Genomic DNA, 26,669 nt, shown 5'->3' on the forward strand with positions numbered 1-26,669 from the left:
AAGCGGTATAATATATTGTGAAAAAAATCGGGCTACAACATCGCATTTTTCCGGCAGTCATCTTCTTAGGATTGGGTTTGCTATTCACCATCGCCCTTTCGCTTTCTTTTGGTGCGGTATCCATGAGTGCCGATCAATTGTGGCAAGCATTTCTGCACCGAGGTGATGCTGTCAATCAGACTATTTTATGGGAATTGCGTTTGCCCAGAGTTGTGGCAGCGCTGACGGTTGGTGCGGCTTTAGGAATGTCGGGGGCGTTGCTGCAAGGTTTGCTCCGCAACGGTTTAGCAGATCCTTTTGTATTAGGAATTTCGGCTGGTGCGGGGTTGGTTGCGATTACCATGCTGACGTTGGGAATATTTCAAACTTGGGTGCCTTTGGCGGCTTGGATAGGTGCTATTTTAACTTCGATGCTGGTCTACTTTTTGGGAAAAACTAAAACTGGCATTTCTGTTGAACGTTTGGTTTTAGCCGGTGTGGCTGTGAGTTCTCTGTTTGGGGCAATACAAACTACACTGCTGCTGTTAGCTGAAGACAGCCGTTTGCAAGCTGCTTTGAATTGGTTAATCGGTAGTTTGAACGGTCGCGGTTGGTCGGATTTGCAGGTGGCGGCACCTTATATTTTGACTGCTTTGCTGTTAGGATGTTTTTTAGGGCGCTCGATAAATTTGCTGGCTTTGGGCGACGATTTAGCTGTTGGTTTGGGGGTTTCGCTGGTACGATCGCGCTTGTTGATTGGGGGTGTTGCTACTTTGCTAGCTGCGAGTGCTGTCAGCATCGGCGGATTGATTGGTTTTGTGGGATTGGTTGTGCCTCACGGGGTGCGTTTGTTGGTTGGTAATGATTATCGGTTTGTGTTGCCGATGAGTGCGATCGGCGGTGCTTGGGTGTTGACTTTTGCTGATTTTTTGGCTCGTTTGGGTGCGGCAGAATTGCCTGTGGGTACGGTGACGGCTTTGTTGGGTTCTCCGCTGTTTGTCTGGCTGCTTTATCGGCGTTCTAGTTATTAAGAAGAAGGAAGAGAGAAGAAGGAAGAAAGAAGAGGGAAAAAGGAAGACGCAAAATTAATTACCGATTACCGATTACCAATAACTAATAACCAATAACCAATAACCAAATATCATGTCTTTACAAATTCACAATTTAACAGGTGGTTACGGCGAAGTTGCGATCGCCCACAACATCACTTTATCTTTACAACCAGGTGAGTGGTTGAGTCTCATCGGTGCCAACGGTTCTGGTAAGTCTACTTTTTTGAAGTTAGTTAGCCGCATCCTAACTCCGCAGCAAGGAAGTGTGTTGCTTGATGGCAAAGCAATTCATACTCAACCTGCGGCTGTTGTCGCTCAAAAATTAGCGATGTTGCCACAGCAGCAAACAGTACCGGAAGGTTTGACGGTAAGGCAATTAGTTAGTTTGGGGCGTTCTCCTCATCAGGGTTGGTGGCAGTGGGAATTGAGCAAGGAAGATGCGGAAAAGGTGGAGGTTGCGATCGCTCAAACTGGGATTGAGGAATTTCGAGATCGCCCTGTCGAACAACTCTCAGGAGGCGAACGCCAGCGCGCTTTCCTCGCCTTAGCTTTGGCTCAAAATCCGCAAGTTTTGCTATTAGATGAACCTACTACTTATTTAGATATTTGCTATCAGTTGCAATTGTTAGATTTGCTTAATAAATTAAATGTAGAACACAAATTGACGATTATTACGGTGTTGCATGAAATTAATTTAGCTGCTAGGTACAGTTCGCGCATTGCTATGTTAAAGAAAGGGAAACTTTTTTGTGTAGGAACTCCCGAACAAGTTTTAACTCCTGATAATTTAGCTAAGATTTTTGGGGTAGAAGCTATCATTTTAGAAACTTCTGTAGGCTTGCAGATTTGTGCGATCGCTCCTACTCTTCACACTTAAGAATCTATACTAAGTAAAAGCTGGTACTCGCACGAAATTCTCAATATCTTCATAATCATTTCAATTAATTTATTCCCGCAATCCGCTGTTCTATCTGAGTGCCACAGGCTTTAAACTATTGCCTAGTATTGGTTCCAAAGGCTCGAATAAAACTTAAGAGATACTTAAAAAATCAGAACTCAGGCAATAAATGCGACTTGTTATACAAAATATCCAGTAAACTATTGATATTTAAATCATTAAGCGCTCAAGTGCGATCGAACTTCCCGTCAATTCTGTCTCAACCTGGCCTAAACTCGGTGTAACTCCAGCCAAAACTATGTACAAAACTTTGTTTTCTCGTACCGCTATCCTGTTGCTGAGTTTAGCATTTACCGCTTGCTCCGTCGCCACTCAACCCCAAATTCAGCCATCAACTCCTGCTGTTTCCCCACCAGCAAATCAACCACAAACAGCTAACAGCGAATCTATACAAAAAGTTGTAGCTTTAACACCTTTAACGGCGGATATTATCCATCAACTAGACCCAAGCAAACTTGTAGGAATTCCAGGCAGCACATTAGTCAGCAGCAACCCCAAATTTACAGGGATTACCCCAGTAACTGCCGAACGCACACCTCCCAATTTGGAAAAAATCATCACATTGAAACCGGATTTGGTGGTAGGTGCGTCGGGATTTCACGACCAAACAATGCAAAAATTGCAGCAGCTTGGAATAAAAACCTTACTTACTCAAGTTGATAGCTGGAAATCCCTCGAAGAGTTAACAACTACTTTAGCTAAATCCCTCAATACGAATCCCGAACCTCTGTTAAAACGCTACCAAAGATTTTTAACAGACATCCCAAATCAAAGCCCTGCCACTTTAGTTTTGGTAAGCAGACAACCAATTTTATCTCCAAATCAAAGCAGTTGGGCTGGAGATTTGCTGGGTAAGTTTAACGTGAAAAATGTTGCCGCCCAGTTGCAAGGAGATAGCCCTGTTCGAGGCTACGTGACGCTTTCAGCGGAAAAGGTTTTAGAGGCTAATCCCGAAGTTATCATTATTGTCGATCGGGAAGAAGGAATTTTAGACAAATTTAAATCTGATTCATTTTGGAATCAACTAACAGCCACTAAAAATAATCGAGTTTACGTTTTTGACTACTACGGATTGGTCAACCCAGGGAGTATCGAAAAAATTGAGCAAGCAACTGCTCAACTTAAACAAGTTCTAGCTAAAAAGTAGAGGGGGTTACAGAAACTGACAGAAGTAAGTCATTACTAAAACCCCAGTTTAACTAGGAACTGTTGAAGAAACCTTGCTAATTACACTGTGGGTAATAGCTGTAGAAGGCGTAAAAGCAGACCCGATTTTGATAGATCCAAAATCTATAGAAATGCTGGAACAGATTGACTACCATTTCTCTAAAAGTGAGAAAGGGCGCAGCGATCGGAAACCTGGTTTTTAAGCCTGACTTCCTATGCTGTCGCATCGCCCTCAAGAAGCTAGATCCAGAGGTGGCAAACCGCGCAACTGTCGCAGCGAGTTGATACACCTCTGACAGTCGCAGCCAAACAGCGCCGCCGCCGCATCGCTTTCTTCTTCCGAAAAATCCAGCATCGCCGTCTGTTCGTCAGCAGGGCGCTGCCAAGCGATCGTCGGTTTAGAATTAGCAGCAGCAGCTTTGGCGGGGAGTCGCACGCAAGTCAGACGCTGAGTGTGGGGCGATCGCACGCAGCGGGGCGAATCAGCCGATTGGCTTGGTGTTTCGCCAATTTGAGCGGGATTTGCGATCGCGCTCAAAGACATCAGAGATCCAAACAGCGTCGGACTTACAAGTAAAGTGAGGAGCAATCTATTCATTTGTCGTCCTTAAGAACTTCAACGTACACATTAGCCGATTATCTGTTGCAATTCAACAAGGTTTTTGTCCCCCATCAGTAGGATTTGTCGTTATTAAGGCTTAAAAGCCCAATATTTACCGCCCAAAACTTCAACAATTATTCGGGTATTAGCAACCAGCATTTTCTGATAAGTATCACCTTCGCTCCTCAGTTTAAGATTTGTTGCAATTTGAGTAAGTTTAGCTTGCCAGTGATAACAAATTCATCCAAGGCGGGTAAACTGATTTCAGCAAGGGTTACTCGAAGCAGCGAACAAATTTACTTCAGAAACCAGGTGGGGAGTGATGAGTACAGTTTTAGTGGTGGAAGATTCCCGCAGTCAGCGGGAGTGCATTTCACATCAGTTGAGATGCAGCGGATTGAATGTAATTCAGGCATCTGACGGTGTGGAAGCGCTAGATAAAATTGAGAAAAGTTGCCCTGATTTAGTATTATTAGATGTCATAATGCCCCGTCTAGACGGTTACGGTGTTTGTCGTTTAATTAAAGCTAATCCCGAAACTCGGAACATACCGATCGTATTTTTAACAGGCAAGGGACAGCAATTAGCTTTATTTTCCCGGGCGATCGATCGCGCCGAGGCTTATGTTAGCAAACCTTGGCAGCCGAGGGAACTTTTGGCAACGATCAAAAAAGTTTTGCTCAATGCCAATATTAAGTTCGATCGAGCTTCTGCTGAGGCTTGGACGGAATACGGAATTTTAAACTTAAATACAGTCGAACTTTATCAAAGCCACGCCGATGCTTGGACAAAATACAGCGCCCAAATTATTAAATTGTACGATTCCAGCTTAGCAGCTTTCGAGCAAGCTTTGGCAATTGAACCGAGTCACTCGAATGCAAACAAGTATCGCAACCGAGTCCAGACAATCCGGGCAATTTGGATGAAAAAATTAGAGCAAACTAAACCTTGCAAAGTGTGCGATTATTACTACGGTAAGGATGGAATCACTTGTGCAGTGCATCCGGCTGGTCGCCCTCAAGAAATGTGTCGTGATTGGGACTTTAATTAAACAAAAATGAAAACAAATAACCGTGCTTACTTAGAAACCTTGCTGCAAGAAAGGAACGAATATCCCGAAAGAATTGCTGAAATTGATGAAAAAATTAATGCCACTTTCCGCAAAAATTACGCCATTTTAGTAATGGATATGTCGGGATTTTCGCGCACGACCGTCCGCTACGGAATTATTCATTTTTTGGCAATGATTCACCGGATGCACGGAATTGTCAAACCGATAATTTCCGAATACGGTGGCACTGTAGTTAAGGAGGAAGCAGACAATATTTTTGCAGTTTTTGCTGATGTAAAAGCGGCGGTAGAAGCTGCGATCGACTCTGTGAAACACACGGCGGCTGTTAACACGACACTGCCGCCGGAAATGGATATTTACCTCTGCATTGGTATCGGTTGTGGCGATGTTTTGATGCTGGAAGGAGAGGATATGTACGGTTCCGAATTTAATCTAGCATCGAAGCTGGGAGAGGATTTAGCGGAACGGGGAGAGATTTTACTCACCTCAGCAGCCTTTGAAAAATTGGAAGGTGATAAGCAAGATTGGGAAAGAGTGGATTTTTCGATTTCGGGTTTGGAGTTGGTGGCGTACAAGCGGATGTAATCCGGTGAATTTCTGTTGTCTTCTCGTTCTTTACCATGCTGGAAAATGAGAACATGACTTGCGCCAGCCTTGACTAGAAACCCGGTTTCTTCGCAGATATCGGGCGACTCAGCTATTTTCTAGAAACCGGGTTGAGGAGGCTATATTTTAACAGAATATCGAACTCAAATAAAATTTAAAATCAGATGATTGAGGAACACAAACCTTGGCAATCTATCAATTTATCCGCTATGGGACAGCGGCTGGCTTGGCTGCAGCAACAGCCAGACAAAGTTATTTTTTGCAAAGAGTCTGGTGTTCACTATGTTGCAGTCACAAAAGAGCGATCGCACATTAAGCTATCTTTAATAGAAAAAGTCAATCAGCAAACAGATTTACTGCAATCTGTGTTGGATTTCAACAATCCTTTACATCTAGTGTCTGAATATACTCAGGCGATGATGTTGGGTTTAGTATGGCAAAGCCAACCTCAAAGAATCTACATAGCTGGATTTGGCGGCGGCAGAGTTCCTTTAGTTTTGCACCACTATTTGCCGGACACTGTTATAGAATGTGCAGAGGTCGATCCGATCGCGATCGAAGCAGCTACACAGTGTTTTGGGGTGAAATTAGACGATCGGCTAACTGTAACAATTCAAGACGGCCGAGAGTATTTAGAGCAGCAAAAATCAGAGATTCAGTACGATATCATCATGATCGACGTAGCTTTTGGCAACGGCTACTTTCCGCACCGCTTATCCACCAAAGAATTTTATCAAATCTGCGAAAAACACTTGTCAAGCGAGGGAGTTGTACTAGCAAATCTGCTGCACAGGGATCAGTTTTATGCCGAAAAAATCAGGACTTTTCAAAGTGTGTTTTCTCAGGTGTGCCTGTGTGTTTGCCAGGAAAGTAATAGCATTTTGATTGGTAGCAACAGCCAGGTTTTGGAGAAAGATGAGATTGTTGCTAAGGCAAAATATTTGCAAGATAGCCATCAATTTTCCTTTCCATTAACAGACAGGGCGCTTGAGGTAAAAGTAGGTAGAGAATTGGCGGAGGCTGTACCTACTTTAGACAAAGCTCAAATTTTTCATGATGATTCGCCGCCCGCTGGTTATTTTGATTGTTGGTTATTCTGATATCTATAATAAGTCCCGGTTTACTCTTTGTGGAACAGGCATCTTGTCTGTTGCTGATACGCAGTTTATCTCACCGAGGGATTGAAAGAGACTGTTGGATGAAACTACCCTCAGAGTGCGATCTCGGATATAACCATGGACAATAGGGAAACTGAGGACACGGCATTGGCGTTTCCCTACCTCAACATAATCAATCTTCCTCGATAAGAGATATAACCATCGCCCGATTAATTGTAGGGAAACCGCGCGGCGTCCTCTCCTGACTTTAGGTAATATCAATTCCGATACCACCGGATTTGATATAACTCCTATTTCATATATTCAACCATCTGCTGTTCCAGCTTAGCCAACAATGTATCCACATCGGTTGCGGCTTCCTCAAAACAAACAGGAGGTTCAGGCTTAGGTTCAAAAAGAATTAACTTAATTTGACCTTCACCGATCGCCAAAATCGCCACTTCCTTCTCAGGCTTGTGAGCGTTCAACACACCTACAACTTCCTGAATATGACTTTTTACTTGACGGTTCAACTCCTCAACCGCCTCTTTTTTACAATACACAAAACGCGCAGTTTCTGCAATATCAATTGCCAAAATCTCCTCGCTTTCCTCTCCCCTTTCCAGAAATAGCCCCCAAGCCAAAGCAGCCAATTCATGTTGATTAGCTTTCACAAATTTATCTAACTTGCGGCTCCAGCTATTTTCGTTGGGTTTGGACTCAGGGCTATCAAATAAAAACATTTTCTCTTCTTGTTTGTATAAACTAATATTTTACAGTCAGTTGTCAGTTAGCAGTTGGCAGTTGGCAGTTGGCAGTTGGCAGTTGACTGTTGTCATTAGTTACCCATGTCCAATGGCTTCTCCCCAATTACAAATTAGCAATTCCCAATTACCCAAAACCGCTGCGTTTCTATCTTATACCAGATTGCACGCGCCAGAGCGCCGCATAAATTCCGTCCTGTTCGATCAGTTGTTCGTGCTGCCCCGATTCTACCACCAGCCCCTCTTCCATGACACAAATGCAATCGGCATTGCGGACAGTAGAAAGACGGTGGGCGATCGCAATTGTAGTGCGATTTTTGGTGATTCGTTCGAGCGATCGCTGAATTGCGGCCTCAGTCTCGTTATCCACCGCTGAAGTAGCTTCGTCAAGAATCAAAATCGGCGGATTCTTCAAAACAGCCCGCGCAATTGCAATTCGCTGCCGCTGACCCCCCGACAATTTTTGACCGCGTTCCCCTACAATAGTGTTGTAACCGTCCGGCAATTGTATGATAAACTCGTGCGCTTCTGCAATTTTCGCAGCATTTACTATCTCTCGATTGCTTGCTTCAAAACTGCCGTAAGCAATATTTTCGGCAACAGTACCGTGAAACAAAAACACATCTTGACTCACCAATCCGATCGCTCTCCGCAAATCTTTTAAATTCAGGTTATTTAATTCTATCCCGTCGAGATAAATATTGCCGTACTGTACCTCGTACAGCCTCAAAATTAGCTTCACCAGCGTGCTTTTTCCCGAACCAGTAGCGCCAACAATCGCAGTAGTTTTTCCTGCCGACAGAGTCAAGGAAAAATACTGCAAAATCGGCTTTCTTTGATTGTAAGAAAAAGTAACATTTTTAAATTCTAACTCACCCTTAATCGAACTAACTGGCCGCCGAATATCACCCGTGTGAATTGCGATCGGAGTATCCAACAAATTCATCACCCGATTAGTAGAAGCCATTGCGCGCTGGTATTGATCCAGAGTATCTCCCAGGCGAGTCAGCGGCCACAGCAACCGCTGCGTCAAAAACACCAAAACGCTGTAAGTTCCCACAGACAACCGGCCCGCTACAACCTCCAAACCGCCCAGAAATAGCGTTGCAATAAACCCCAAGAAAATCACAACCCGAATCAACGGAATAAAAGCAGCCGAAAGTACGATCGCCCGTCGGTTGCTTTCGCGGTAAGCTTGACTTTGTGCTTCGATGCGCTGAATTTCATAATCTTCGGAAGTAAAACTTTTAATAGTAGTAATTCCCATCAAATTATTCGACAGTTGCCCGTTCATAAAACTCACCTTTTCCCGCACATCAGCATAGAGAGGAGCGAGGCGATTTTGAAAGGCAATCGAGCCCCAAATAATAAAAGGTATCGGCAGCATTGACAGCCCAGCAACACCAGGAGAAGCAGCAAAAAAAGCCGCGCCAATCACAACAACCGTTGTAATTACCTGAATCACCTCATTAGCGCCGTCGTCCAAAAAACGTTCGAGTTGATTGATATCATCATTGAGAATAGAAATCAAACCCCCAGTGCTGCGCTCTTCAAAATAAGCTAACTCTAATTCTTGCAAATGCCCGTAAGCTTCCAGACGTAAATCGTGTTCAATATCCTGAGCCAAATTGCGCCATAAATAATCATAAGCATATTCAAAAAGAGATTCCAACGTCCAAACAACCGCGCTCAAAAGAGTGATAATTGCCAGTTGCCAAAAGACATCTTTTATGCCCCACTGAGCGAGGATAGAATCTTGCTGTTTCACCACCACATCAACGGCAATACCGATTAATGCTGGCGGTGCTAAATCGAAGAATTTATTGAGCAGCGAACAGATACTTGCCAGCCAAGCTTTCAGGCGGTAGCGGCGCCCGTACTTCAGCAGCCGCTTTAGGGGATGGACAGGTTTTGATGGATTTGGTGATGCTTGAGAATCATTCATAGGGCATGGGGCATCGGAAATAGGGCCGAGAATTAAAAATTAGTAGGGTGATCCGCGCGTACCTTACCCTTGTTTAATTTTTAATTCTCAAATGCCCCGTTCCTAGGCTTTAAACGTTAACACTCGCTTTATTTTAGCGACTACACCAACTATTTGCGCCTCGACCTGAACGTCAATTACTGGTTGAATTGGCTTGTAAGCGGTTGGTGCTTCTTCGATTCTGGGTTCTTCGTGCCAGGTAATGCAATCTACGCCTTTTAACCCCAAAGCGGAGTCAGTTTTGTCAACACCTTTGCGACTCATATCGAAGCGCAATCGCGCCCTACCTGCACCGTGAGAAGCCGCCAAAATCGATCGTTCCCCTTCCCAACCAGCAAATAAGACGGCGCGCCCATCGAACCCGGTACAATTACAGGCTGACCGGAATGTGCGGGACAAGCGCCTTTGCGCGTTACCCAGCCGGCACCTTCAGCTAAGGTGATATTGTGAGGCAAATCGTATACTAAGGGAGCTTCGACATCGCCAAAAACTTGCCGCAAACGCAACCGCAGAAATTCTGCTAGCAGCAAACGGTTGATCAAACCGTAGTTAGCGGCTGTTGCTTCCGCTTGCAGGTAGCTGTTCACAAGTTCGGGATTTGCTGCCACAGACAGCGGAAAAAGCCTGGATTCAGGATGTTTCAGAGTTTTCGGCCAGGCTTGGCAAGCTCGATCGCGCCACATTCCGCCGATGTATTTGCCGACATTCCGCGACCCCGAGTGAATCATGAAAGCGATTTGTCCCGATCGAACTCCGCAAGTATAAGCCGTAGCTCGATCGACAACTTCCTCAACCACTTGAATTTCCACAAAGTGATTGCCGCCGACGATAGTACCTAAGCCGCCATCCCTGACTAAGCCGTCGTTTGGGACTAATTCTTCGGGAGCCCATCTGACATCGCCATTCATGGAACCGCCGAGGAAAGTGCGATCGCACTCTGACGCCAACTGCTGGAAATCCGAATTAGCTGCGCTGCCGGTTGGCTTGTCTCGCAAAGCATCCAGCCATCCGGGAATCCCGTGTTGGAACATCGCGCGAGCAGTTTTTGCAGTCATGCTGACATCGCGAGTACCGAAGAAATAATCGCCTTTGAGCAATTCTACAAATCGATCGCGCTGACTGACGAATTGTTCGATAGATAAATCCGCAACGTGTAACCGCATCCTGCAGTTGATATGGGAACCGGTAGCCACCAGAATCACCATTCCTGCTGTTTCTACAATAGACCCGATCGCCACCCCCGAATCCCCGGATGGAAGTCTGGAGTAGCCGCGCGGCAAACGCAGTCGCCTTGAGGGTGTCGAACATTCGCCAAATTTGCTAACTGTTTGAGCGCCTTTGCTTCCACAGGAAAATCCTCTGGGAGCAAAACTTCTGCTGTTGGAGCATCGGCATCTTGCCAGTGTTTTTTTCGAGTAAACTTTATTGTCGTAACTAACCTCAAGACTTGGCCGAGACAAAGCTCGCAAAACTCTGTTAAAGTTTTTTTGCTGCTGCATAAATAGTCTGTTGTGGGTTGCAGTACAACCGCCACAAATGGAAGAGATGTTGTAGTTAGTAAAATAATTTGGTTCAGCAGCAGCAATCTTTATAGAGAGAAGTTGAAGCCAACTTCTCGAATCACTACAAGTATGACACCCCATTTTTCCGGGTAAGTTTACCCAACTTATCTGCCATAGCGAGGTATCCAAGATTTGTGAACCTCTTCCCTGTTATGCTGTTTTTCAGCGCTGTCAGCGCCGCTCAAAGCTCGTTTCCTCCCTTTTCTTGTTAAAGATAAATTAGCTGACTAAGGGTTGAGTTCAGGTTTCCCGAAAACCAGACTGTTTTTTCAATTCCCGCCAATAATCCCCAACTTTTGTTTCTCCCAAAGCCATGCGCATTTTCTGAATCATGCTGCTTCTTACAGGTGGCTTTCCGTAGTAAAGAAATTGACTGATGTCTTTAGCAAGGGCCGCATTCATGAAAGTTTTAACATCTTCGCGAGCCAAATATTTCTCCCGAACCTCCTGCAAATATTCGTCTTGAGCGTTCGTGTGAAATATCGTCCAGCTCGGGTCTTCCATCTTACACAAAGTATATTGGTTGTGAGCCTCCATATATGCGCTAAATGCTTCTTCCAGCAAAAACCTGCCAAACTGGTGTGTTCCTTCAAATCTTGAAGCAATATATTCACCCGCAAATTCTTCCATGACTGCAACGAAGGTACTGTGCTTCATCAAAGAAAAATTGATCGTGCAGGCTTGAATGAAGTACCACCCAGTCCAAGCGTCGAGATGTGGGAAAGATCTGTTAAAACCTCCGCCCACTGCAAAAATTTCATCTCGTTCGAGATAATCGATCGCTTCCTCTAACCAACCGTCGTGGCCTTCTCTGTAAGGTAACGTGTCAATTTTGAACCACAATACATACGGCTTGCTAGCGATTGCTCCCGCTGTATACTCCTGAATAAAACATCTCTCTTTGTCATTGTCTTGATGGTGCGATGCAATGATTTGCAGCTTATCAATTAAGCCCTCCTGATAGAGTTCCCAATAAACTTTTTGAGTGTCCCTATCGCTGCCACCGTCGACAACAATAACTTCCCCTGGTTTGCCGCCTAAAAACTTAAACCAATCCAGGAGAATCTCTCTATAGGCTAACCCATTGCCAAAATTGGCTGAGACCATCGACACTTCACTGAGTTTGCTTAATTGCTCGCTCATATTTTTTATTCAAGGAATATAGTTTTTGCTTGTCCGTTACAACTTACTAAAATTTTAGACGATTGTCAATTTTAAATAACATCATTACAGTAAAAATACTGATAACTTTACTGTGTGTTTGATTATATTTGTAACAGCACCAGCCCTGGACGCACTTTTGCTCTCATAAACGGAGTTTTTTAACTTACGACTAAGACCAAAAACCCCGTTTATTTCGCGCTGCTCAGCTAGTCGGTGGACTTGTAGAGTTAATACCTCACTTACGCACCGAAACTTAAAAAACCGCGTTTTTTAACCGATATTCCTCGCGTTACACGGAGGAGTGTGGGGTCAAATAACCCGGTTCCTACGATACATCTTAGGTTGAGCAACAAAACTTCCAGAAACAAACCGGGTTGCTGCACAAGTCCTCAATAAGTTTGTTTGACAGGTGAAAAATGGCAAACTTTTAATTAGAGATTACTTAAAGATAATATCTAACCGTTGTTACAACGCGACTTTTTTTAGCCCGCAAAGCCGCTTTCAAAAAGAAAGCAGTTTGATTGTGCAGCAGTCCCTCCCACCAATTTCTCGTTACAAAAGCCGGAATAATCAGCGTTAAATATACTCCCGGTCGCTGCTCTTCAAACAAAGTCAAAAAGTGCGTCAAAGCCTCACCAACAGAACGGTAAGGCGAGTCCAGAATTTCCAAAGGAATGTCTGAGTGCAAATCTTGCCAAGCTAATTGTAATTTTTCTCGATCTGTCAAACCAATATCCACGTGAACTGCCACAACTTCATCAGCAATTAAACGAGCGTAATCGAGGGCCTCGAAAGTCCCTCGGTGCAACTGCCCGACTAACACGACTGCGGGATGTGTCACCGCCTTAACTCTAGGTCTGCGAAGATAAGACCTCGGTTCTATTCCTTGAATGCTCAAACGAGCCGCTACATACCGATAGTGCCGGTGAATAGCTAAAAATAGAGTGACTACGAGCGGAATAGTTACTACGACAACCCAAGCTCCCAAAAGGAATTTTGTAGCGAGAATTACAGCCAAAACTCCTGTGGTTGCCACTGCACCAATACCGTTCATCACAGCACTAACTTGCCAACCTTTACCTCGTTCTTTAAACCAGTGAATTACCATTCCCGATTGGGAGAGAGTAAAAGAAGTGAAAACTCCAACCGCATACAGGGGAAGCACCGCACTCGTATTGCCTCGAAAGATGATAATTAAAAGAGCAGCGCAGAAGCTTAGCAGATTAATGCCATTAGAATAAACCAGTCGATCGCCCAACAGCGACAATTGCCTCGGTAAAAACCCGTCCCGTGCCAAAAAATAACAAAGTCGCGGAAAATCTGCATAACTCGTATTCGCAGCCAACAGCAAAATTAACAGAGTTGCGGCCTGCAAATAGTAATAAAATATGCCGACACCAAAAATCTGTTTTCCCAACACAGAAAGGAGCGTTTCATGTTCTGTAGGAATCACCTGATAAATATGAGCCAAGTAACTAATCCCCAAAAACATCGCTCCCAGAATTCCCCCCATATAGCTCAAAGTCAGGCGGGCATTTTTCCATTCAGGAGGCTTAAAAGCCAACACCCCGTCTGATATGGCTTCAACTCCAGTCAGGGCAGTACAGCCCGCCGCAAAAGCGCGCGCCAGTAGAAATAATCCCAAAGGTTCCTTAGCGGGAATATTTTGTAATGTCGGCATAACATTACCTGTTGCCTGTTGAAATAAGCCGCAGCCAATCAAAACAAAAATCCCAACGAGAAACCCATAGGTCGGAACCATAAATATATTGCCCGATTCCCTTAATCCCCTGAGATTGGCAAACATGATTAGGACAATAAAAACTAAGCACAGTTCAACCGTGTAGGTGTGCAGAGAGGGAACTGCTGAAGTCAGGGCTGCCACCCCAGCCGAAATACTTACTGTTACAGTTAAAATGTAATCAATCATCAGCGAAGCTGCTGCGATCAAACCAGGGTAAATACCTAAATTTTCTCGCGCCACAATGTAAGCACCGCCGCCGTTGGGGTACGCTTTAATTGTCTGTCGGTAAGACAGCGCCACGATCGCCAACAGTAAAATAATAATTCCAGAAAGAGGCAGCGATAAACTCAAACTGCTACTCCCCGCTAGTAACAGTACCAGCAGAGTTTCTTGAGTAGCGTACGCAACAGACGACAGTGCATCGGAAGCCAGAACAGCTAGTCCTGTAGCGTTGCTCAGGCGTTCATGAATAGATGCGCTAGTGGGGAGAGATTCACCCAGGAAAAATCGCTTGAGTCGAGAATAAGTGTACATTGAAACTCAATATATAACCCTCCACAAATCATAATCGAGATGGGGAAAGTTTTAAGTAATTTTTGGCTCACAATTTGTAATTCTGTCTCGCTTGTTGAGTCAGCTTTAGCTTGTGTTCGAGAGCTTGCCAATTTTGAGCTTCGATATCAGTGATGAACTCGTCAAGACTGTCGCGGTAAATAGATAGCGATCGCAACAATTCCTCTCGATTGTACTTTGCCACCATCACTCCCAGCTCGGGATTGCCGCCCCCAACCCGGCTCGTATCCCGAAAACCCGAACTCGCCAAATGTTGGGCTAAATTAACAATATGCCGATCGCCCTCTCGATCGCAGGCAGCAACCAGCGTCGCGCTCGCCATGAGCGGCAAATGAGAAATCCAAGCCACAGCTCGATCGTGTTCTTCCGGCTCACATCGGTAAACTTTAGCACCCAGCAACCGCGCAATTTCCTCAACCTTATCCACCGCAAGCGTCGGCGTCTGGGCAGTCGGCGTCACCACGTAAGGCCGCCCGACAAACAAATCCGGCACTGCCGCCTCAATCCCGCTTTCAGCAGTCCCCGCCATCGGGTGTCCCCCCACAAAATTCGACCACAGAGGAGACAGAGCCTGCACTATGGGTGTTTTTACGGAACCGACATCGGTTACAATAGTATCAGGGGAAAGATAGGGCACCAACTCTCGGACGATCGGCTCGATCGACCCCAGCGGCGTGCAAATAAAAACCACATCGGCTACTGCCATTAGAGACAGGTGTATGCTGGCTTCATTGACAACACCGCGAGCTTGCGCCCGATAGCAAGTCTGCTGCCGACTCGAAACCCCAAAAACATTAAACCCGCGCAATCGCAAATCCAGCCCGATCGAGCCACCAATTAAACCCAGTCCTACAATACCGATATTCATAGCAATAAAATGGGGATATTTGATACGGTGCCGCCCCCATGACAGTCGAGGAACTCCTGAAAAAATATGCCGCCGGAGAAAGAAACTTTGCCGGAATCAACCTGACTGAGGCCAACCTCAGCGGCGTCAACTTGAGCGGAGCCAACCTCAAGGGTGCGAATCTGAGTGTAGCAAACCTGAGCGGAGCAAACCTCAGCAAAACCAACCTCACAGGTGCCAAACTCAACATCGCCAGACTCAGTGGCGCCCATCTAGGCGGCGCCGACCTCACCGACGCCGACCTCAACGTCGCTTACCTAGTGCGAGTTGACCTCAAAAAAGCCATACTCATAGGAGCCAAACTGATCAGAGCCGAGCTGATTAGAGCCGAACTCAGCGGCGCCAACCTGCAAGGCGCCAACCTGCAAGGCGCCACCCTTACCGAAGCCACCCTTCGAGGAGCCAACCTCGCTCAAGCCAACCTTCGAGGCGCTCACCTCAGCGGCGCGTGCTTGACAGAAGCCAACCTCGAACAAGCCAACCTGCAAGGAGCCGACCTGAGCCGCGCCGACCTCAGCGGTGCCGACTTGCGAGGCACAGAACTGAGACAAGCCAACCTCACTCAAGCCGTACTCAGCGGCGCCGACCTCAGCGGCGTCAATTTGCGCTGGGCCATCCTCAGCGGCTGCAATCTCCGCTGGGCCGACCTGAGCGAAGCCAAATTGAGCGGTGCCGACCTCAGCCGAGCCGACCTCTGCCACGCCAACTTGCTGAATGCCAGCTTAGTTCACGCCGACCTGACAAATGCCTATCTGATCCGCGCCGACTGGATTGGAGCCGACTTAACCGGAGCCACCTTAACCGGAGCCAAACTTCACGCAGTTTCGAGGCTCGGCATCAAAACCGAAGGCATGACCTGCAAGTGGGTTGATCTGAGCCCCAACGGCGACCACAGCCAAATTTACTGGTTGAACTCAGGAGGAACCCACGACTTTTTTCACGAAACCTTGCCCACAGTTCGAATTGTGATTGACTCGCCCTTAGACCAAGGCGCTCATTTTGCACTAGCTGCAACTTATTACCAAATTGCCCAACAATACCCGAGTTTAAGTCAGCCTCCCACGATTGAAGTCAGCTCCAGGCGCACCGTACTCGCATTTAAAATGGACAGCGACGATAAATTATTTGCCACCGCTTACGTTGCGATCATTCCTTTTAACGACGCTGCCATAACTCAAAAAAACCTAATAGCTTTGATGAAAATGATTCAATCCCATGATGCAGGAAAACTTAACGTCAAAGAATCTAAACACGTCCAGTTATGCAGCAAAGCTCTTAACCAAGCTATCAGTAAAGTAGACCAAATCAAAATTTCCAGTTCTTTTCCAAAAATCGGTGAAAGCATCAATTTCTTTCAAATCCCCACACAGATGATATTAATTAATTCCCGAGATCAAAGACTCAGCGTATATCACCACCCAGCCTTCGGCAAGCGTTTGATTAAAAAATACGAGCCAAGTAACTCAACATCGGGTAAGTTAGCCGAAAGCACAAAATTGGCTCAAGCTAATATCACTAGCATTTTGGATTTTATAAAAGGCTTCCACAATATAGATGTCTAGGCATATTGCATCAAGTTACAAAAAATGCTTATTCTAGTTTAAAGGTTGGCACAACAAAGCTTTGTTCTAGCTAAGACATCAGGGAAATTCAAAAGCATGGATGCCGAAGAACTCATCACCAAATATGCAGCAGGAGAAAGAGACTTTACTGCTATCCTCCTTTGCGAGGCAAATCTCAGCCGGATCGATCTCAGCGGGGCTAATTTCAGTGAGGCAATCTTGAGTCTCACCAACATGAGCGGCACCAATTTGTCAAACGCCAACATGAGAAAAGCCAAACTCAATGTTGCCAGACTCAGCGGTGCCAATCTCTACAAAGCCAACCTCAGCGGCGCTATCCTCAACGTGGCTAACTTGATTCGAGCCGACCTCAGAGAAGCCCAACTCGTCGAAGCTACAATGATCAGATCCGAACTGATCCGAGCCAACCTCAGCAGTGCCAACTTGAGCGGCGCAAATCTCAGCGAAGCAGATTTGAGAGAAGCAACCCTCAGAGAAGCCAATCTAGAGCAAGCCGACCTCAGCGGGGCTCACCTGAGAGGCGCTTTTCTAACAGCAGCAAACTTGGAACGGGCTAACTTGCACAGAGCCGACCTCAGCAGGGCAGACTTGCGAGGAGTCAACCTTTGCAATGCCGAACTCAGACAAGCTAATCTATCTCAGGCAAACCTCAGTGGCGCTGACTTGCGAGGCGCTAATCTCCGGTGGGCTGACCTCAGCGGGGCGAACCTGACCGGTGCTGACCTCGATGAAGCGAGATTGAGCGGGGCCAACTTGTACGGAGCAAATTTGAGCAATGTCAATCTATTGAACGCTACTTTGGTACACGCGGATTTGACCCAAGCGAATTTGATTCACGCTGATTGGGTGGGCGCAGATTTGACGGGGGCGGCCCTGACGGGGGCAAAAATTTACGCGGTTTCTAGGTTTGATGTGAAAGCAGATGACATTACCTGCGATTGGGTTGACCTCAGTCCTAACGGCGATCGCAGCCACATTCAGCGCTTTACCCCAGAAGAATCTCAAAGGTTTTTCAATGCTACACCGCCGACAGTGCAAATTATTGTCGATCGACCCCTCGACCCCGATGCTAACTTTGTCCTTGCAGCTACCTACCGCCAAATTGCCCGTCAATACCCTGCTTTGAATCATCCTCCCAGTATCGAAGTTAATTCCCGACGCACCATCATATCATTTAGAATAGAACAGGACGAGCAACTATTTCCCACCGCTTTCGTTGCGATTATTCCCTTTAGTGATGCAGCATTTACTCAGAAAAATTTGATTACTTTGATCAAGATGATTCAACCCCAAAGTGGTAATAACCTGGGCGTCAGAGTGTCAAATATGGTAGTGCAATTAAACGTAGCCCTAACCAAAACAATGAGAAAAATAGGGGAAATGAAAATTCAGCCGGTTCGCCTCGATCGCGAACCGATGTCAAGTTTTTTCCAATCACCTACCCAAACTGTACTCGCTAACTCTAGCGCCGAAACTTTGATGATTCACTATCACCCAGATTTTGGCAGAAACTTGACAAATTTGCCTGGAGTCAACAAAACCTCTATCAGTCCTGCCATTAAAGCCCAAAGATTTACCACCCCGCCGCTAAATACGGTCATTGAGTTTGTCAAAAGCTTTTATCAGCTCGGTGAGTAAATACTATAATTTAATTTGATATTATTTCTATTTATGCCATATAAAAGTTAGCGGATTGACATTTTATTCAGGTAAACAAATGGAAGCTGAAGAACTGCTCAAACGATTTGCAATCGTCAAAAGATATACTGAAGGCGACAGAGATTTCACAGGAATCAACCTGAATGAAGCTAATCTCAGCCGCATCAATCTCAGCCAATCAATTTTAAAGGGGGCTAGCTTATTTGTTACCAACCTCAGCGGTGCTAACTTGAGCGAAGTTAACTTGAGCGAAGCGAACCTGAATGTGGCTAGACTCAGCAGTACCAACCTCTCGCGGGCAATCTTAAACGGGGCTACTCTCAACGTAGCAAACTTAGTGAGAGCCGATTTAAGTGCAGCTCAATTAATCCGAGCATCTTTGATTAGAAGCGAATTAGTCCGCTGCGAACTCAGCAAAACTAACTTCAGCGGCGCTAACCTGACTGAAGCAGATTTAAGAGAGGTAAAACTGACGGAAGCTAACCTGTCCGGTGCAAACCTGTCCGGTGCAAATCTCAGAGGTGCTTCGGCTGCTTCAGCTAACTTTCAAGAAGCTAACTTACACGGCGCAGATTTGACGAAAGCAGAACTTAGCGACGTCAATTTGATTAATGCCGATATGAGACAAGCTTCATTGCAACAGGTGAATCTCAGCAGTGCCAATTTGAGCGGAGCTAACCTTAAATGGGCTGATTTGACGGGAGCTAACCTCAGCGGCGCGGATCTGAGCTTTGCTAAATTGAGCGGAGCTAACCTTAACGGAGCAGATTTAAGAAATACTAATTTAGGAAGTGCTAGTTTCGTTCACGCTGATTTGACAGAAACAAATTTGATTAATGCAGATTGGGTGGGCGCTGATTTGAGAGGAGCAACTTTAACAGGAGCAAAATTGTATTTGGTTCCTCGGTGTGGTATCATTGCAGATGATATTACTTGCCAGTGGGTTGACCTCAGCCCCGCAGGCGATCGCACTCAGATTCAACAATTTAATTCGCCGTCAGAATCGATAAAATTTTTAAATCACACGCCGGGGTTAGTGCAAATCGTGGTTGACGCACTTTTAGACTACTCAGCAAACAGCACTTTAGCAACAGCTTACAGCGAAATAGCTCGGCATTATCGGGCAATGAATTTTCCTCCTAATATTGAAGTCGGCTACCGCCGCACAACTCTAACTTTTAGATTTGAGAGCGATGAGCATTTATTGCCAGCAGCTTTTTTAGCGATTCTTCCTTTTAAGGATGCTGTACAGACTCAGAGAAATATTATGGTTATTGGCAAAAATATTGAAATTCAAAATTTATTAGATGAGAAACGAATAGTGCAGTTGCGTAAAGCATTGAGTAAAGCTACAAATAAGTTAAATGAGTTGATAAATTTGCTCTCTAATATATCAGGTGTTAGTCAGCCAACAAAGTTTTTTGATTCACCTACCCAAACTATTTTAATTAGTTCGGGACAGGAGAGTTTGATGGTGAATTCTCACGGGAATTTTGGGAAGGGAGGTGCCAGTCATCAACCGAGTAAATTCAGTTTGCCTCTCGGTCAAAAAGTAGTTGATTTTCTGGCCAGTTTTGATTATGTTGAGTGAGAAATGTCAATTTTAAAACCGATTGATTGAGGTAGAAGTCCACAACTCATTGCTCCGCTTCCTGCGATCGCACTCCGAGCCGCACTGGCCCCACCATTTAACGATGGCGCGGCTCGTGGCGCGGGCTTTGCGCTTGGGGCGCAGCGCTCTGATCCAAACGGGGCTTCCGGCTGGAGCTTACCGACAGCGGTATCGAGTCAGCTATTTGATGCCGATTTTGATGTGGCCGGAGCCTGTGATTTTAGTCGCGCCGACACGAGTGATCGAGCATTTGAGAGCAGTGGAAATTCCGCGTTTGCAAGAGTGGCTGCAAACTGATAAGTCGATCGAGAATTATTCCGATAATGCCACTGGGCGAGGCTTGATGCTAGCAAATCCCGAGTCTTGGCTGGTGGCTCGCTTGGCGGGGAATTCGCAACTTCACAGGAATATTCCGACAATTATTGACGGTGTGGATGACTTGGAAGTTTGGACGCGCCAGCAATTGACGGCGGGTTTGCAACCGGCTGACTGGAATGATTTAATGCAATCTCAGCCTTTGGAAGCCGATGCAATCCTCCAAGGGCGGGTAATGCTAACGCGGGCTTTTTTTAAGCATCCGGCGAAACCAGAGGAGTGCTATTTGCTGGAAACGGCAGAGCAAAATATTTTGCAGGGGCTGTTTGAAAAAATCGAGCCAAACCCCCTAATTCCTGATGCTTGGAGCAATTTTTGGCAGCGGTGGGAAACAAACGGAAAACTGCGATGGGCGGAAATTCATCGGGAGGCTGGGTCATTTTCTCTCTACTGCGCGCCGGTGCAGGTGGCTGAGGTTTTGAGCCAAATTTGGGACGCTCAGCCGGTGGTGTTGATTGGTGGGGCGGTGGATGTGGAACCGAAGGCTCCGATTTTCCGGGAAATGTTGGGGCTTCCAGAATTGACGAGCGTTAAGTTTTCGCCCGATCGACAAAGCGAATTAATTCAACTGTACATTCCCAACTGGCTGCCGCTGCCAAATACGCCGGAATTTCAGGGTGTTTTAATGGAAGAAATTCGGACTTTGCTGTTGATGAGCGCGTCGGTGGCGGGTTTAACTGTGCTGATTGTTGGTGATGTACCGCTGAAGGCTCGGCTGGCGGCAATTTTGGCTTCTGAGTTCGGTTCTCGCGTGCAGGTAGAAAAAACAGATGTGGGCGAGAATGCGATTTTGGTGACGGGGTGGGAGTTTTGGCGGGAACATCAGGGGGAATTGAGGGCGCCTCACTTGCTGGCGATCGCAACTTTGCCACTACCTTCTTTGGAGAATCCTTTGGTGACGGCGCGTGTGGCTTATTATAAGGAACGGCGCAAGGATTGGTTTCGGTTGTATTTGCTGCCGTCGGCGCTGAATGAGTTGCAACGGGCGATCGCGCCTGTGCGAGAACGTCAAGGGGTGGTGGCGATTTTCGACAGCAGGGTGATTCACCGCAGTTACGGACAGCAGGTTTTAGCGGCTTTGAGTCCTTTTGCGAGGATTGATTATTTGGATACGACTTGGCTGACCCAGGCTTGAGATCACCTGTTGACTTATAATTTGGTTAGGTATCCAGTTGAAATCTAATTTAGTAGACAAAGATTATGGGTGAAGCTAAGCGTCGCAAAGAGTCGATCGGCGACGAATACGGTAAAGAAGAACGCATCGTTGCCTGGCTGCCAATCACGAAAACCCAAAGCGAAGATTTTGTGAAGTGGACAAGTCGCGGAAGTTGGATGGGGATTGGCCTTTTGGTGGCTTGGTGGGTGGTAGTGCGATTTGTCGGCCCCTCGGCGGGTTGGTGGCAGGTTAACTGATGCCAGACTCGACAAATGCCTGTATTTTTGGCATTGTGTCGAGTTTAACTCGGAAACCAGCGGCTGAATTTTTAGGAAAAATTTAGTTGCCAATTTGGACTTAGTATGGTATCTTAATTATCTGCGGGCAATTAGCACAGTGGTAGCGCACTTCCTTCACACGGAAGGGGTCACAGGTTCAAATCCTGTATTGCCCATCTAAATTATTTTCTTATTCGTCTTATTTCTTAGTCCCCCTCTGCTGGGACGAATTTTTGTGTAGCGGCGGTTTCAACCGCCGTTTATTCTGCCGAAGCTATTCAAATCCTGGGAATTTTAGCTGGATTGGTTCTATGTCTTGCTGTTTGGCTTTTGTGCCAAGATAATCAGCAGCCTCACCCATCGCCTGAGTAGCTGTTTTGGCTTTGGCTTCGGCTTTGGCTTGTTGTGCGCGGATGTCTTCTAATAAGACAGATTCAGGCTCATCATCAGCGTTTTGAGAAGTTAGTTCACCCCGAAATGCACGATGCAGGAGGGTTTGAAATAAATGCTCTGCTTGGCGATCGGCTTCCCGTTGTTGCGTGCGGAGGCGTTCAAATTTTTGGACAATTTGGGCGAATTTTTCTTGGAGGGGGAGGGGGGGAATCGGTAAGTCTAAATTCCTAAGAATTTCCAGGTTGATATTTTTTTGGGCAGATTCTGGTGCAGTTTCTTCTAGATTTTGTTGAATGAAGTTAAACCACTGCTGAATAACCTCAGTATTTGTTTTATCGTTTGGAGAAAACCCAACTATACTATCAGGAAAACAAGCATCAAAAGTCAAAATACCTGTTTTTGCAATATTTGCAGCAATAGTTATACATAAAGTTCCTTTTGCCCAAAGCTTACTTTGCTTAAGTCCTAATTCTGAGTAGGTTTGCTTGTACGTTCTAATATATCCAGCAGAGTTAGCAACATCACCAGTTTGAATAAAGGGATAAGAACCCCCAAACAATTTAGGGGCATTCCTTGGTCTATGTTTTGAACGACCACGATCTAATTCACCAAGAGAACTAAGTTTAACGATTTCCCATCCTTTCGGGTTAGCGATCGGGTCGCCGAACATCTCCAAAAAGACCGATCGCAAGTAGGTGTCGCTGAGTTGTAGGGCGTAGCGTCGGGTGCGTCGGAGTCGATCGGCTTTTTGGGCGATCGCGGCAACTCGCTTCTGATATGACAGTGGAGGTAAGACTATTTGGATATTACGGATATCTGAAGAGTTTATCGATGCCTGTCCACTGGCTCGTTTGGCAAACCCTTCGATTTGACGCCGAACTGCCTGCGTACCCATCTGTAGAGCAACAAATAGAGAATCAACAGAATCGTTGAAACGAAGACGAATCAGCATATTCTCAAAAACATAGCTCTCAGCAATAGGACTGACCCAGGCACTTTTACCAACGAGTTCAAAGCTATTGACTCTACTGACTAAGACATCACCCGTCTCTAGCTTATATGTTTCTAATTCTTGTTCATCTAGCAACACTCGTGCTAGAGGCTCAAAAGTTAAATTAAAAGAAGTAGTTTGGATGTTGTACATCCTCAGTAAAGGATAACCATGACCATACTTCTCCGCAGGCTTATAGACTCCGTTCTGAACTAATAATGTAATCTCTCCAAGTTCTACCCGTCGCCAACCGTCTGGCAGCTTCCTATTTTCAGATATCATCATGTTGTCAACAGTTTTACTCTGCTCCAATGCACTGCATTAGTTCTTGCACTTCCGCTTCCATCAAATTCTCTAACTTCAGCAACCTCTCCATAGTCACCTGTGGCGACTCATAAAACGGCTCATCCTGCTCAATCTGACGGTAACGACTCGCTGAAAGGTCGTATTTATTCGCCTTCACCTGCGCCTTTGTCACCCAAAACTGGCGATTCAACTGATTGATTTCCGCTTGCAGAGGTGCTATTTGCTCGTGTAGTTGTGCCAGTCGTTGCTTATCTGTTTCCAAAGCGAGGCGAGTTGGCTCATCATCGGCGGGTGCAACAGCATTCTCAAACGTCAGGCGATTTATTTCCTTGTGCATTATCAACCGTTCAGCCTTCAAGGGCGCAATCTCCAATTTTAACTCAGTTAGGCGTTCTGCTTTTCGCATCGTGAAATCAGCATCAAACCGATTATTCCAACAGGTGAGAATATCCGGGATATCATTCTCCGCAACAGGTTGCCGCTTATCATCCAGCGAAAACCCATCATGATCCATATCGTAAAACCAAATTTTGTCCGTCGTACCGCCGCGAGTAAATAGCAGTACCGCCGTCGAAACACCCGCATAGGGTTTAAACACCCCTGAAGGCATCGACACCACCCCATCGAGTCGATTTTCTTCAATCAGCTTTTTCCGAATTTCCTGATGTTGGTTACTCGAACCAAACAGCACCCCATCCGGCACAATTACCGCACAGCGTCCCCCCATATCCAACACCCGTAGAATCAGATGCAAAAATAGCAATTCTGTCTTCTTGCACTTCGTTGGCAGGGTGGGGTTAATATCCGATTCATCCATCTTCCCCTTAAACGGGGGATTCATCAGCACCACATCCAAGCTTTTCTGATCCTCAAACGATTTAGAAAGCGTATCCATGTAGAAAAAGCGGGGATGCTTAATCCCGTGCAGCATGAGGTTCATCGACCCAATCCGCAACATCGTCATGCCAGAATCATTATCGTATGCAGTAATAGCTTCTGTTTGCAGAAACTCCCGTTCTGCGTCGCTGAGTAAATCTCCGATTAACTGCCGTTTTCCTTTTTCATCCGGTTCGCTGTGCTGTTCTAAAATGTACTCGTAGGCATTCACTAAAAACCCACAAGTCCCCGCTGCCAAATCCCCGATTCGTTCCTTCGGTTTCGGGTCAACCATCTGCACCATCATGCGGATAATATGGCGAGGCGTGCGAAACTGTCCGTTACGTCCGGCACTATTGAGTTTACTCAGCAGATATTCGTACAAATCGCCCTGAACATCCTGGTTCTGTTCTGAGATTTTCATCTCATCAATCAAGTTGCAGACTTCAATCAGCGTCGCTGGTTTGCTGATTTTAAACTCAGCATTCTGCATATATCGCTCAAAAGAACTCCCCTCAGTCCCCGCCGTCCGCAACCAGGTAAAAACCCGATCGCGAAGATGCTTGAGAGCCTGATCTGCCTTAAAATTAATCCAGTGCGACCACCGCAATTCTGGGTTAATTTGCGTTTCAAAGGGTTGATTGCGACGTTTTGCCTGTTTCTCGCGCTGGTTCTCGGCGTCGTCTAGGCGTTTGAGGAATAGCAGATAGGAGAATTGTTCGATCGAATCCATCGGGTTCGAGAGTCCCGACGACCACAATCTATCCCAAATTTGGTCAACTTTCGATCGCAGTTCAGGGTCAGTGAGCATTAGCAGTTAATATTTATTATTTAAGTAGGGAAGCCCTAGATAAATTAACGAGAGATCATCTCATCAAAGGTTTGTCTGTAAATTTGCTTCCCCTTCATTTCTTTTTGAGATTTTGCAATCAGAAATCGCCACCAATCCTTTAATCCAAATAACGTCCATCCTGTATGGTTAAAAGTCATAGTTGAATAAATATCTTTCAACCATTCTTTATGAGAATAATGGTGGGCAAAACTGTAATCTTTAAATGAAGAATATGGGGCTAATTTTTCATCTAAAAATCCTCTTATTGTCTCATTAACCCCTCTAATCATTAGATCAAAAACTGGATAAGGGCTAATAGGGATAAAATAGGGTGGAGGCATAACAATATCTATATTGTCATATTTTCCACCCTCATCAATTACCGCCAATGTTAGAGTTAGGAATGTTCGCTGGATAGTAGTATAAACTTCATCATCTTTATATTTTATATTGTCCCAATTCTCTACTAATAATGATGCTAACCTTTTAAGGATTGGATGTTCTGGTTTTGCTCCTAGTAGACAGTTTTGCAAAAAAATTGCTGTTGGTCGGCTAGCAAACATAGGTTGAAACAGACCAGCAAAAAAGTCATAACTATAAGCAAAAGTATCAAAAGGTTTTAGACAAATACAGTCGCAGTCGGTATATATTCCTCCATATCGGTATAAAATGTCATAGCGCAGCACATCAACTCGTTCACCTATAGTCAAAGGTTGGTCGAATAAGGACTTAAGCTCTTCACTTAAAAAGGTATATTCTTTGACTTCTTCGTTTGTCCAAAGTTTATACTCCCAATCTGGATTTTGTTCTCTCCAAGTTTTTTGGTATTGCTGCAATTTTTCAGGAATTTGGCGGTTGCCGATCCATATCTGATGGATGATTTTGGGAATTTTAGGATGATCTTGGGGTTCAACCTTTAAAAAATGGTTCTTTTCATATAAGTTTTTGAAAAAATTGAAATACTCCAAGTTCCGACCTTGATATTTCTCAATCTGCCTAAAATATCCTGTTCCTTTTCCCATTGCAATATCAAAGTCAACATAATATTTTTGTAAGTCTTCTGTTAACAAGTTTTTATTTAACATTTTTCCTCCTTTGTGTATTTTGAATAGAATGCCCAATTAGGCAAAAGAGCAAAAGAATATTTTAAGCTGCAAAGCTCTGTGTGAACTCAATCAACTCATCCACTTCCTCCTCAGTAAACCACCTTTCTACCGCATCCTCCCCAAATCTGTCTAACGGTGCCTCATACAAATCCGGGACTTCCAACCGCCGATTCTTCAAAAACACATTCTGCACGACCCTTAAAAACTGAATCTGATTGGAGTTAAACTGCCGTTGGGCAATAAAATCCTCAAAATTCCGCCTTACCACATCT

General features: G+C 45.4%; 23 protein-coding genes, 1 tRNA gene and 1 pseudogene. 13 read left to right on the forward strand and 12 right to left on the reverse strand.

Going from position 1 to position 26,669, the window contains the following annotated elements:
• The first annotated feature begins 17 nt into the window (after positions 1-17).
• The 4 genes from QUA38_RS02490 to QUA38_RS02505 all read left to right on the forward strand — a co-directional run bounded on the left by QUA38_RS02490 (position 18) and on the right by QUA38_RS02505 (position 3,359).
• Complete coding sequence (locus tag QUA38_RS02490) at positions 18-1,010, forward strand: iron ABC transporter permease (RefSeq protein ID WP_333158898.1); 993 nt, start codon at positions 18-20, stop codon at positions 1,008-1,010.
• A gap of 112 nt (positions 1,011-1,122) precedes the next feature.
• A complete protein-coding gene (locus QUA38_RS02495; RefSeq protein WP_333158900.1) occupies positions 1,123-1,908 on the forward strand; it encodes an ABC transporter ATP-binding protein in 786 nt (261 codons plus the stop codon).
• 319 nt (positions 1,909-2,227) lie between these two features.
• Complete coding sequence (locus QUA38_RS02500; RefSeq protein ID WP_333158902.1) at positions 2,228-3,136, forward strand: ABC transporter substrate-binding protein; 909 nt, start codon at positions 2,228-2,230, stop codon at positions 3,134-3,136.
• A gap of 73 nt (positions 3,137-3,209) precedes the next feature.
• Positions 3,210-3,359, forward strand: a complete 150-nt coding sequence (locus QUA38_RS02505; protein WP_333158904.1) for a hypothetical protein — start codon at positions 3,210-3,212, stop codon at positions 3,357-3,359.
• A gap of 29 nt (positions 3,360-3,388) precedes the next feature.
• Here QUA38_RS02505 and QUA38_RS02510 read toward each other — a convergent pair whose 3' ends face one another.
• Complete coding sequence (locus QUA38_RS02510; RefSeq protein WP_333158906.1) at positions 3,389-3,754, reverse strand: hypothetical protein; 366 nt, start codon at positions 3,752-3,754, stop codon at positions 3,389-3,391.
• A 325-nt stretch (positions 3,755-4,079) separates the two neighbouring features.
• Here QUA38_RS02510 and QUA38_RS02515 point away from each other — a divergent pair, with 325 nt between their 5' ends.
• The 3 genes from QUA38_RS02515 to QUA38_RS02525 all read left to right on the forward strand — a co-directional run bounded on the left by QUA38_RS02515 (position 4,080) and on the right by QUA38_RS02525 (position 6,535).
• Positions 4,080-4,808, forward strand: coding sequence for a response regulator (locus QUA38_RS02515; RefSeq protein WP_333158908.1), 729 nt, complete (start codon positions 4,080-4,082; stop codon positions 4,806-4,808).
• A 6-nt stretch (positions 4,809-4,814) separates the two neighbouring features.
• Positions 4,815-5,414, forward strand: a complete 600-nt coding sequence (locus QUA38_RS02520; protein WP_333158909.1) for an adenylate/guanylate cyclase domain-containing protein — start codon at positions 4,815-4,817, stop codon at positions 5,412-5,414.
• Between the two features lie 185 nt (positions 5,415-5,599).
• The gene (locus QUA38_RS02525; RefSeq protein WP_333158911.1) at positions 5,600-6,535 is read left to right on the forward strand and encodes a fused MFS/spermidine synthase; all 936 of its coding nucleotides are present in this window, start codon (positions 5,600-5,602) and stop codon (positions 6,533-6,535) included.
• A gap of 308 nt (positions 6,536-6,843) precedes the next feature.
• Here the strand turns inward: QUA38_RS02525 and ccmS are convergent, their stop codons facing one another.
• The 7 genes and pseudogenes from ccmS to QUA38_RS02565 all read right to left on the reverse strand — a co-directional run bounded on the left by ccmS (position 6,844) and on the right by QUA38_RS02565 (position 15,191).
• Positions 6,844-7,275 carry a beta-carboxysome assembly chaperone CcmS gene (ccmS, locus tag QUA38_RS02530; protein ID WP_333158913.1) on the reverse strand — a complete coding sequence of 144 codons (432 nt, stop codon included), beginning with the start codon at positions 7,273-7,275 and terminating at the stop codon, positions 6,844-6,846.
• Between the two features lie 169 nt (positions 7,276-7,444).
• Positions 7,445-9,241 (reverse strand): ABC transporter ATP-binding protein, encoded by a 1,797-nt coding sequence (locus tag QUA38_RS02535; RefSeq protein WP_333158915.1) that lies wholly within the window; start codon positions 9,239-9,241, stop codon positions 7,445-7,447.
• Between the two features lie 102 nt (positions 9,242-9,343).
• A pseudogene (locus tag QUA38_RS02545) lies at positions 9,344-10,485 on the reverse strand (RtcB family protein).
• Positions 10,486-10,496: 11 nt separating this feature from the next.
• Positions 10,497-10,865, reverse strand: a complete 369-nt coding sequence (locus QUA38_RS02550; RefSeq protein WP_333158919.1) for a hypothetical protein — start codon at positions 10,863-10,865, stop codon at positions 10,497-10,499.
• 217 nt (positions 10,866-11,082) lie between these two features.
• Entirely contained in the window at positions 11,083-11,985 is a 903-nt protein-coding gene (locus tag QUA38_RS02555; RefSeq protein WP_333158920.1) for a glycosyltransferase family A protein, read from the reverse strand.
• A 463-nt stretch (positions 11,986-12,448) separates the two neighbouring features.
• The gene (locus QUA38_RS02560; RefSeq protein ID WP_333158922.1) at positions 12,449-14,284 is read right to left on the reverse strand and encodes an APC family permease; all 1,836 of its coding nucleotides are present in this window, start codon (positions 14,282-14,284) and stop codon (positions 12,449-12,451) included.
• A gap of 67 nt (positions 14,285-14,351) precedes the next feature.
• Positions 14,352-15,191, reverse strand: coding sequence for a prephenate/arogenate dehydrogenase (locus QUA38_RS02565; RefSeq protein WP_333158924.1), 840 nt, complete (start codon positions 15,189-15,191; stop codon positions 14,352-14,354).
• A gap of 38 nt (positions 15,192-15,229) precedes the next feature.
• Here QUA38_RS02565 and QUA38_RS02570 point away from each other — a divergent pair, with 38 nt between their 5' ends.
• The 6 genes from QUA38_RS02570 (at position 15,230) to QUA38_RS02595 (ending at position 22,069) form a co-directional block, all read left to right on the forward strand.
• A complete protein-coding gene (locus QUA38_RS02570; RefSeq protein ID WP_333158925.1) occupies positions 15,230-16,792 on the forward strand; it encodes a pentapeptide repeat-containing protein in 1,563 nt (520 codons plus the stop codon).
• Positions 16,793-16,888: 96 nt separating this feature from the next.
• Complete coding sequence (locus QUA38_RS02575; RefSeq protein ID WP_333158927.1) at positions 16,889-18,451, forward strand: pentapeptide repeat-containing protein; 1,563 nt, start codon at positions 16,889-16,891, stop codon at positions 18,449-18,451.
• A 79-nt stretch (positions 18,452-18,530) separates the two neighbouring features.
• Complete coding sequence (locus QUA38_RS02580) at positions 18,531-20,063, forward strand: pentapeptide repeat-containing protein (RefSeq protein ID WP_333158929.1); 1,533 nt, start codon at positions 18,531-18,533, stop codon at positions 20,061-20,063.
• A 22-nt stretch (positions 20,064-20,085) separates the two neighbouring features.
• Positions 20,086-21,594 carry a helicase C-terminal domain-containing protein gene (locus QUA38_RS02585; RefSeq protein ID WP_333158931.1) on the forward strand — a complete coding sequence of 503 codons (1,509 nt, stop codon included), beginning with the start codon at positions 20,086-20,088 and terminating at the stop codon, positions 21,592-21,594.
• Between the two features lie 65 nt (positions 21,595-21,659).
• The gene (locus QUA38_RS02590; protein ID WP_333158933.1) at positions 21,660-21,872 is read left to right on the forward strand and encodes a DUF2839 domain-containing protein; all 213 of its coding nucleotides are present in this window, start codon (positions 21,660-21,662) and stop codon (positions 21,870-21,872) included.
• Between the two features lie 125 nt (positions 21,873-21,997).
• A tRNA-Val gene (locus QUA38_RS02595) sits at positions 21,998-22,069 on the forward strand.
• A gap of 98 nt (positions 22,070-22,167) precedes the next feature.
• Here the strand turns inward: QUA38_RS02595 and QUA38_RS02600 are convergent.
• The 4 genes from QUA38_RS02600 to QUA38_RS02615 all read right to left on the reverse strand — a co-directional run.
• Positions 22,168-23,562, reverse strand: a complete 1,395-nt coding sequence (locus QUA38_RS02600; RefSeq protein ID WP_333158935.1) for a restriction endonuclease subunit S — start codon at positions 23,560-23,562, stop codon at positions 22,168-22,170.
• 13 nt (positions 23,563-23,575) lie between these two features.
• A complete protein-coding gene (locus QUA38_RS02605) occupies positions 23,576-25,270 on the reverse strand; it encodes a class I SAM-dependent DNA methyltransferase (protein WP_333158938.1) in 1,695 nt (564 codons plus the stop codon).
• A gap of 44 nt (positions 25,271-25,314) precedes the next feature.
• The gene (locus QUA38_RS02610; RefSeq protein WP_333158940.1) at positions 25,315-26,376 is read right to left on the reverse strand and encodes a glycosyltransferase; all 1,062 of its coding nucleotides are present in this window, start codon (positions 26,374-26,376) and stop codon (positions 25,315-25,317) included.
• A 61-nt stretch (positions 26,377-26,437) separates the two neighbouring features.
• Positions 26,438-26,669: type I restriction-modification enzyme R subunit C-terminal domain-containing protein (locus QUA38_RS02615; protein WP_333158942.1), on the reverse strand; the 232-nt coding region annotated here is incomplete at its 5' end.

The organism is Microcoleus sp. Pol12B4 (assembly GCF_036701385.1).
Lineage (GTDB): Bacteria > Cyanobacteriota > Cyanobacteriia > Cyanobacteriales > Microcoleaceae > Microcoleus.

Excerpts from the sequence above, each read along its gene's own strand:
- QUA38_RS02590 (WP_333158933.1), top strand. The coding sequence starts at position 21,660 with ATGGGTGAAGCTAAGCGTCGCAAAGAGTCGATCGGCGACGAATACGGT.
- QUA38_RS02525 (WP_333158911.1), top strand. The coding sequence starts at position 5,600 with ATGATTGAGGAACACAAACCTTGGCAATCTATCAATTTATCCGCTATG.
- QUA38_RS02520 (WP_333158909.1), top strand. The coding sequence starts at position 4,815 with ATGAAAACAAATAACCGTGCTTACTTAGAAACCTTGCTGCAAGAAAGG.
- QUA38_RS02510 (WP_333158906.1), bottom strand. The coding sequence starts at position 3,754 with ATGAATAGATTGCTCCTCACTTTACTTGTAAGTCCGACGCTGTTTGGA.
- QUA38_RS02555 (WP_333158920.1), bottom strand. The coding sequence starts at position 11,985 with ATGAGCGAGCAATTAAGCAAACTCAGTGAAGTGTCGATGGTCTCAGCC.
- QUA38_RS02600 (WP_333158935.1), bottom strand. The coding sequence starts at position 23,562 with ATGATGATATCTGAAAATAGGAAGCTGCCAGACGGTTGGCGACGGGTA.
- QUA38_RS02495 (WP_333158900.1), top strand. The coding sequence starts at position 1,123 with ATGTCTTTACAAATTCACAATTTAACAGGTGGTTACGGCGAAGTTGCG.
- QUA38_RS02605 (WP_333158938.1), bottom strand. The coding sequence starts at position 25,270 with ATGCTCACTGACCCTGAACTGCGATCGAAAGTTGACCAAATTTGGGAT.
- QUA38_RS02575 (WP_333158927.1), top strand. The coding sequence starts at position 16,889 with ATGGATGCCGAAGAACTCATCACCAAATATGCAGCAGGAGAAAGAGAC.
- QUA38_RS02580 (WP_333158929.1), top strand. The coding sequence starts at position 18,531 with ATGGAAGCTGAAGAACTGCTCAAACGATTTGCAATCGTCAAAAGATAT.
- QUA38_RS02535 (WP_333158915.1), bottom strand. The coding sequence starts at position 9,241 with ATGAATGATTCTCAAGCATCACCAAATCCATCAAAACCTGTCCATCCC.
- QUA38_RS02560 (WP_333158922.1), bottom strand. The coding sequence starts at position 14,284 with ATGTACACTTATTCTCGACTCAAGCGATTTTTCCTGGGTGAATCTCTC.
- QUA38_RS02570 (WP_333158925.1), top strand. The coding sequence starts at position 15,230 with ATGACAGTCGAGGAACTCCTGAAAAAATATGCCGCCGGAGAAAGAAAC.
- ccmS (WP_333158913.1), bottom strand. The coding sequence starts at position 7,275 with ATGTTTTTATTTGATAGCCCTGAGTCCAAACCCAACGAAAATAGCTGG.
- QUA38_RS02610 (WP_333158940.1), bottom strand. The coding sequence starts at position 26,376 with ATGTTAAATAAAAACTTGTTAACAGAAGACTTACAAAAATATTATGTT.
- QUA38_RS02565 (WP_333158924.1), bottom strand. The coding sequence starts at position 15,191 with ATGAATATCGGTATTGTAGGACTGGGTTTAATTGGTGGCTCGATCGGG.
- QUA38_RS02500 (WP_333158902.1), top strand. The coding sequence starts at position 2,228 with ATGTACAAAACTTTGTTTTCTCGTACCGCTATCCTGTTGCTGAGTTTA.
- QUA38_RS02515 (WP_333158908.1), top strand. The coding sequence starts at position 4,080 with ATGAGTACAGTTTTAGTGGTGGAAGATTCCCGCAGTCAGCGGGAGTGC.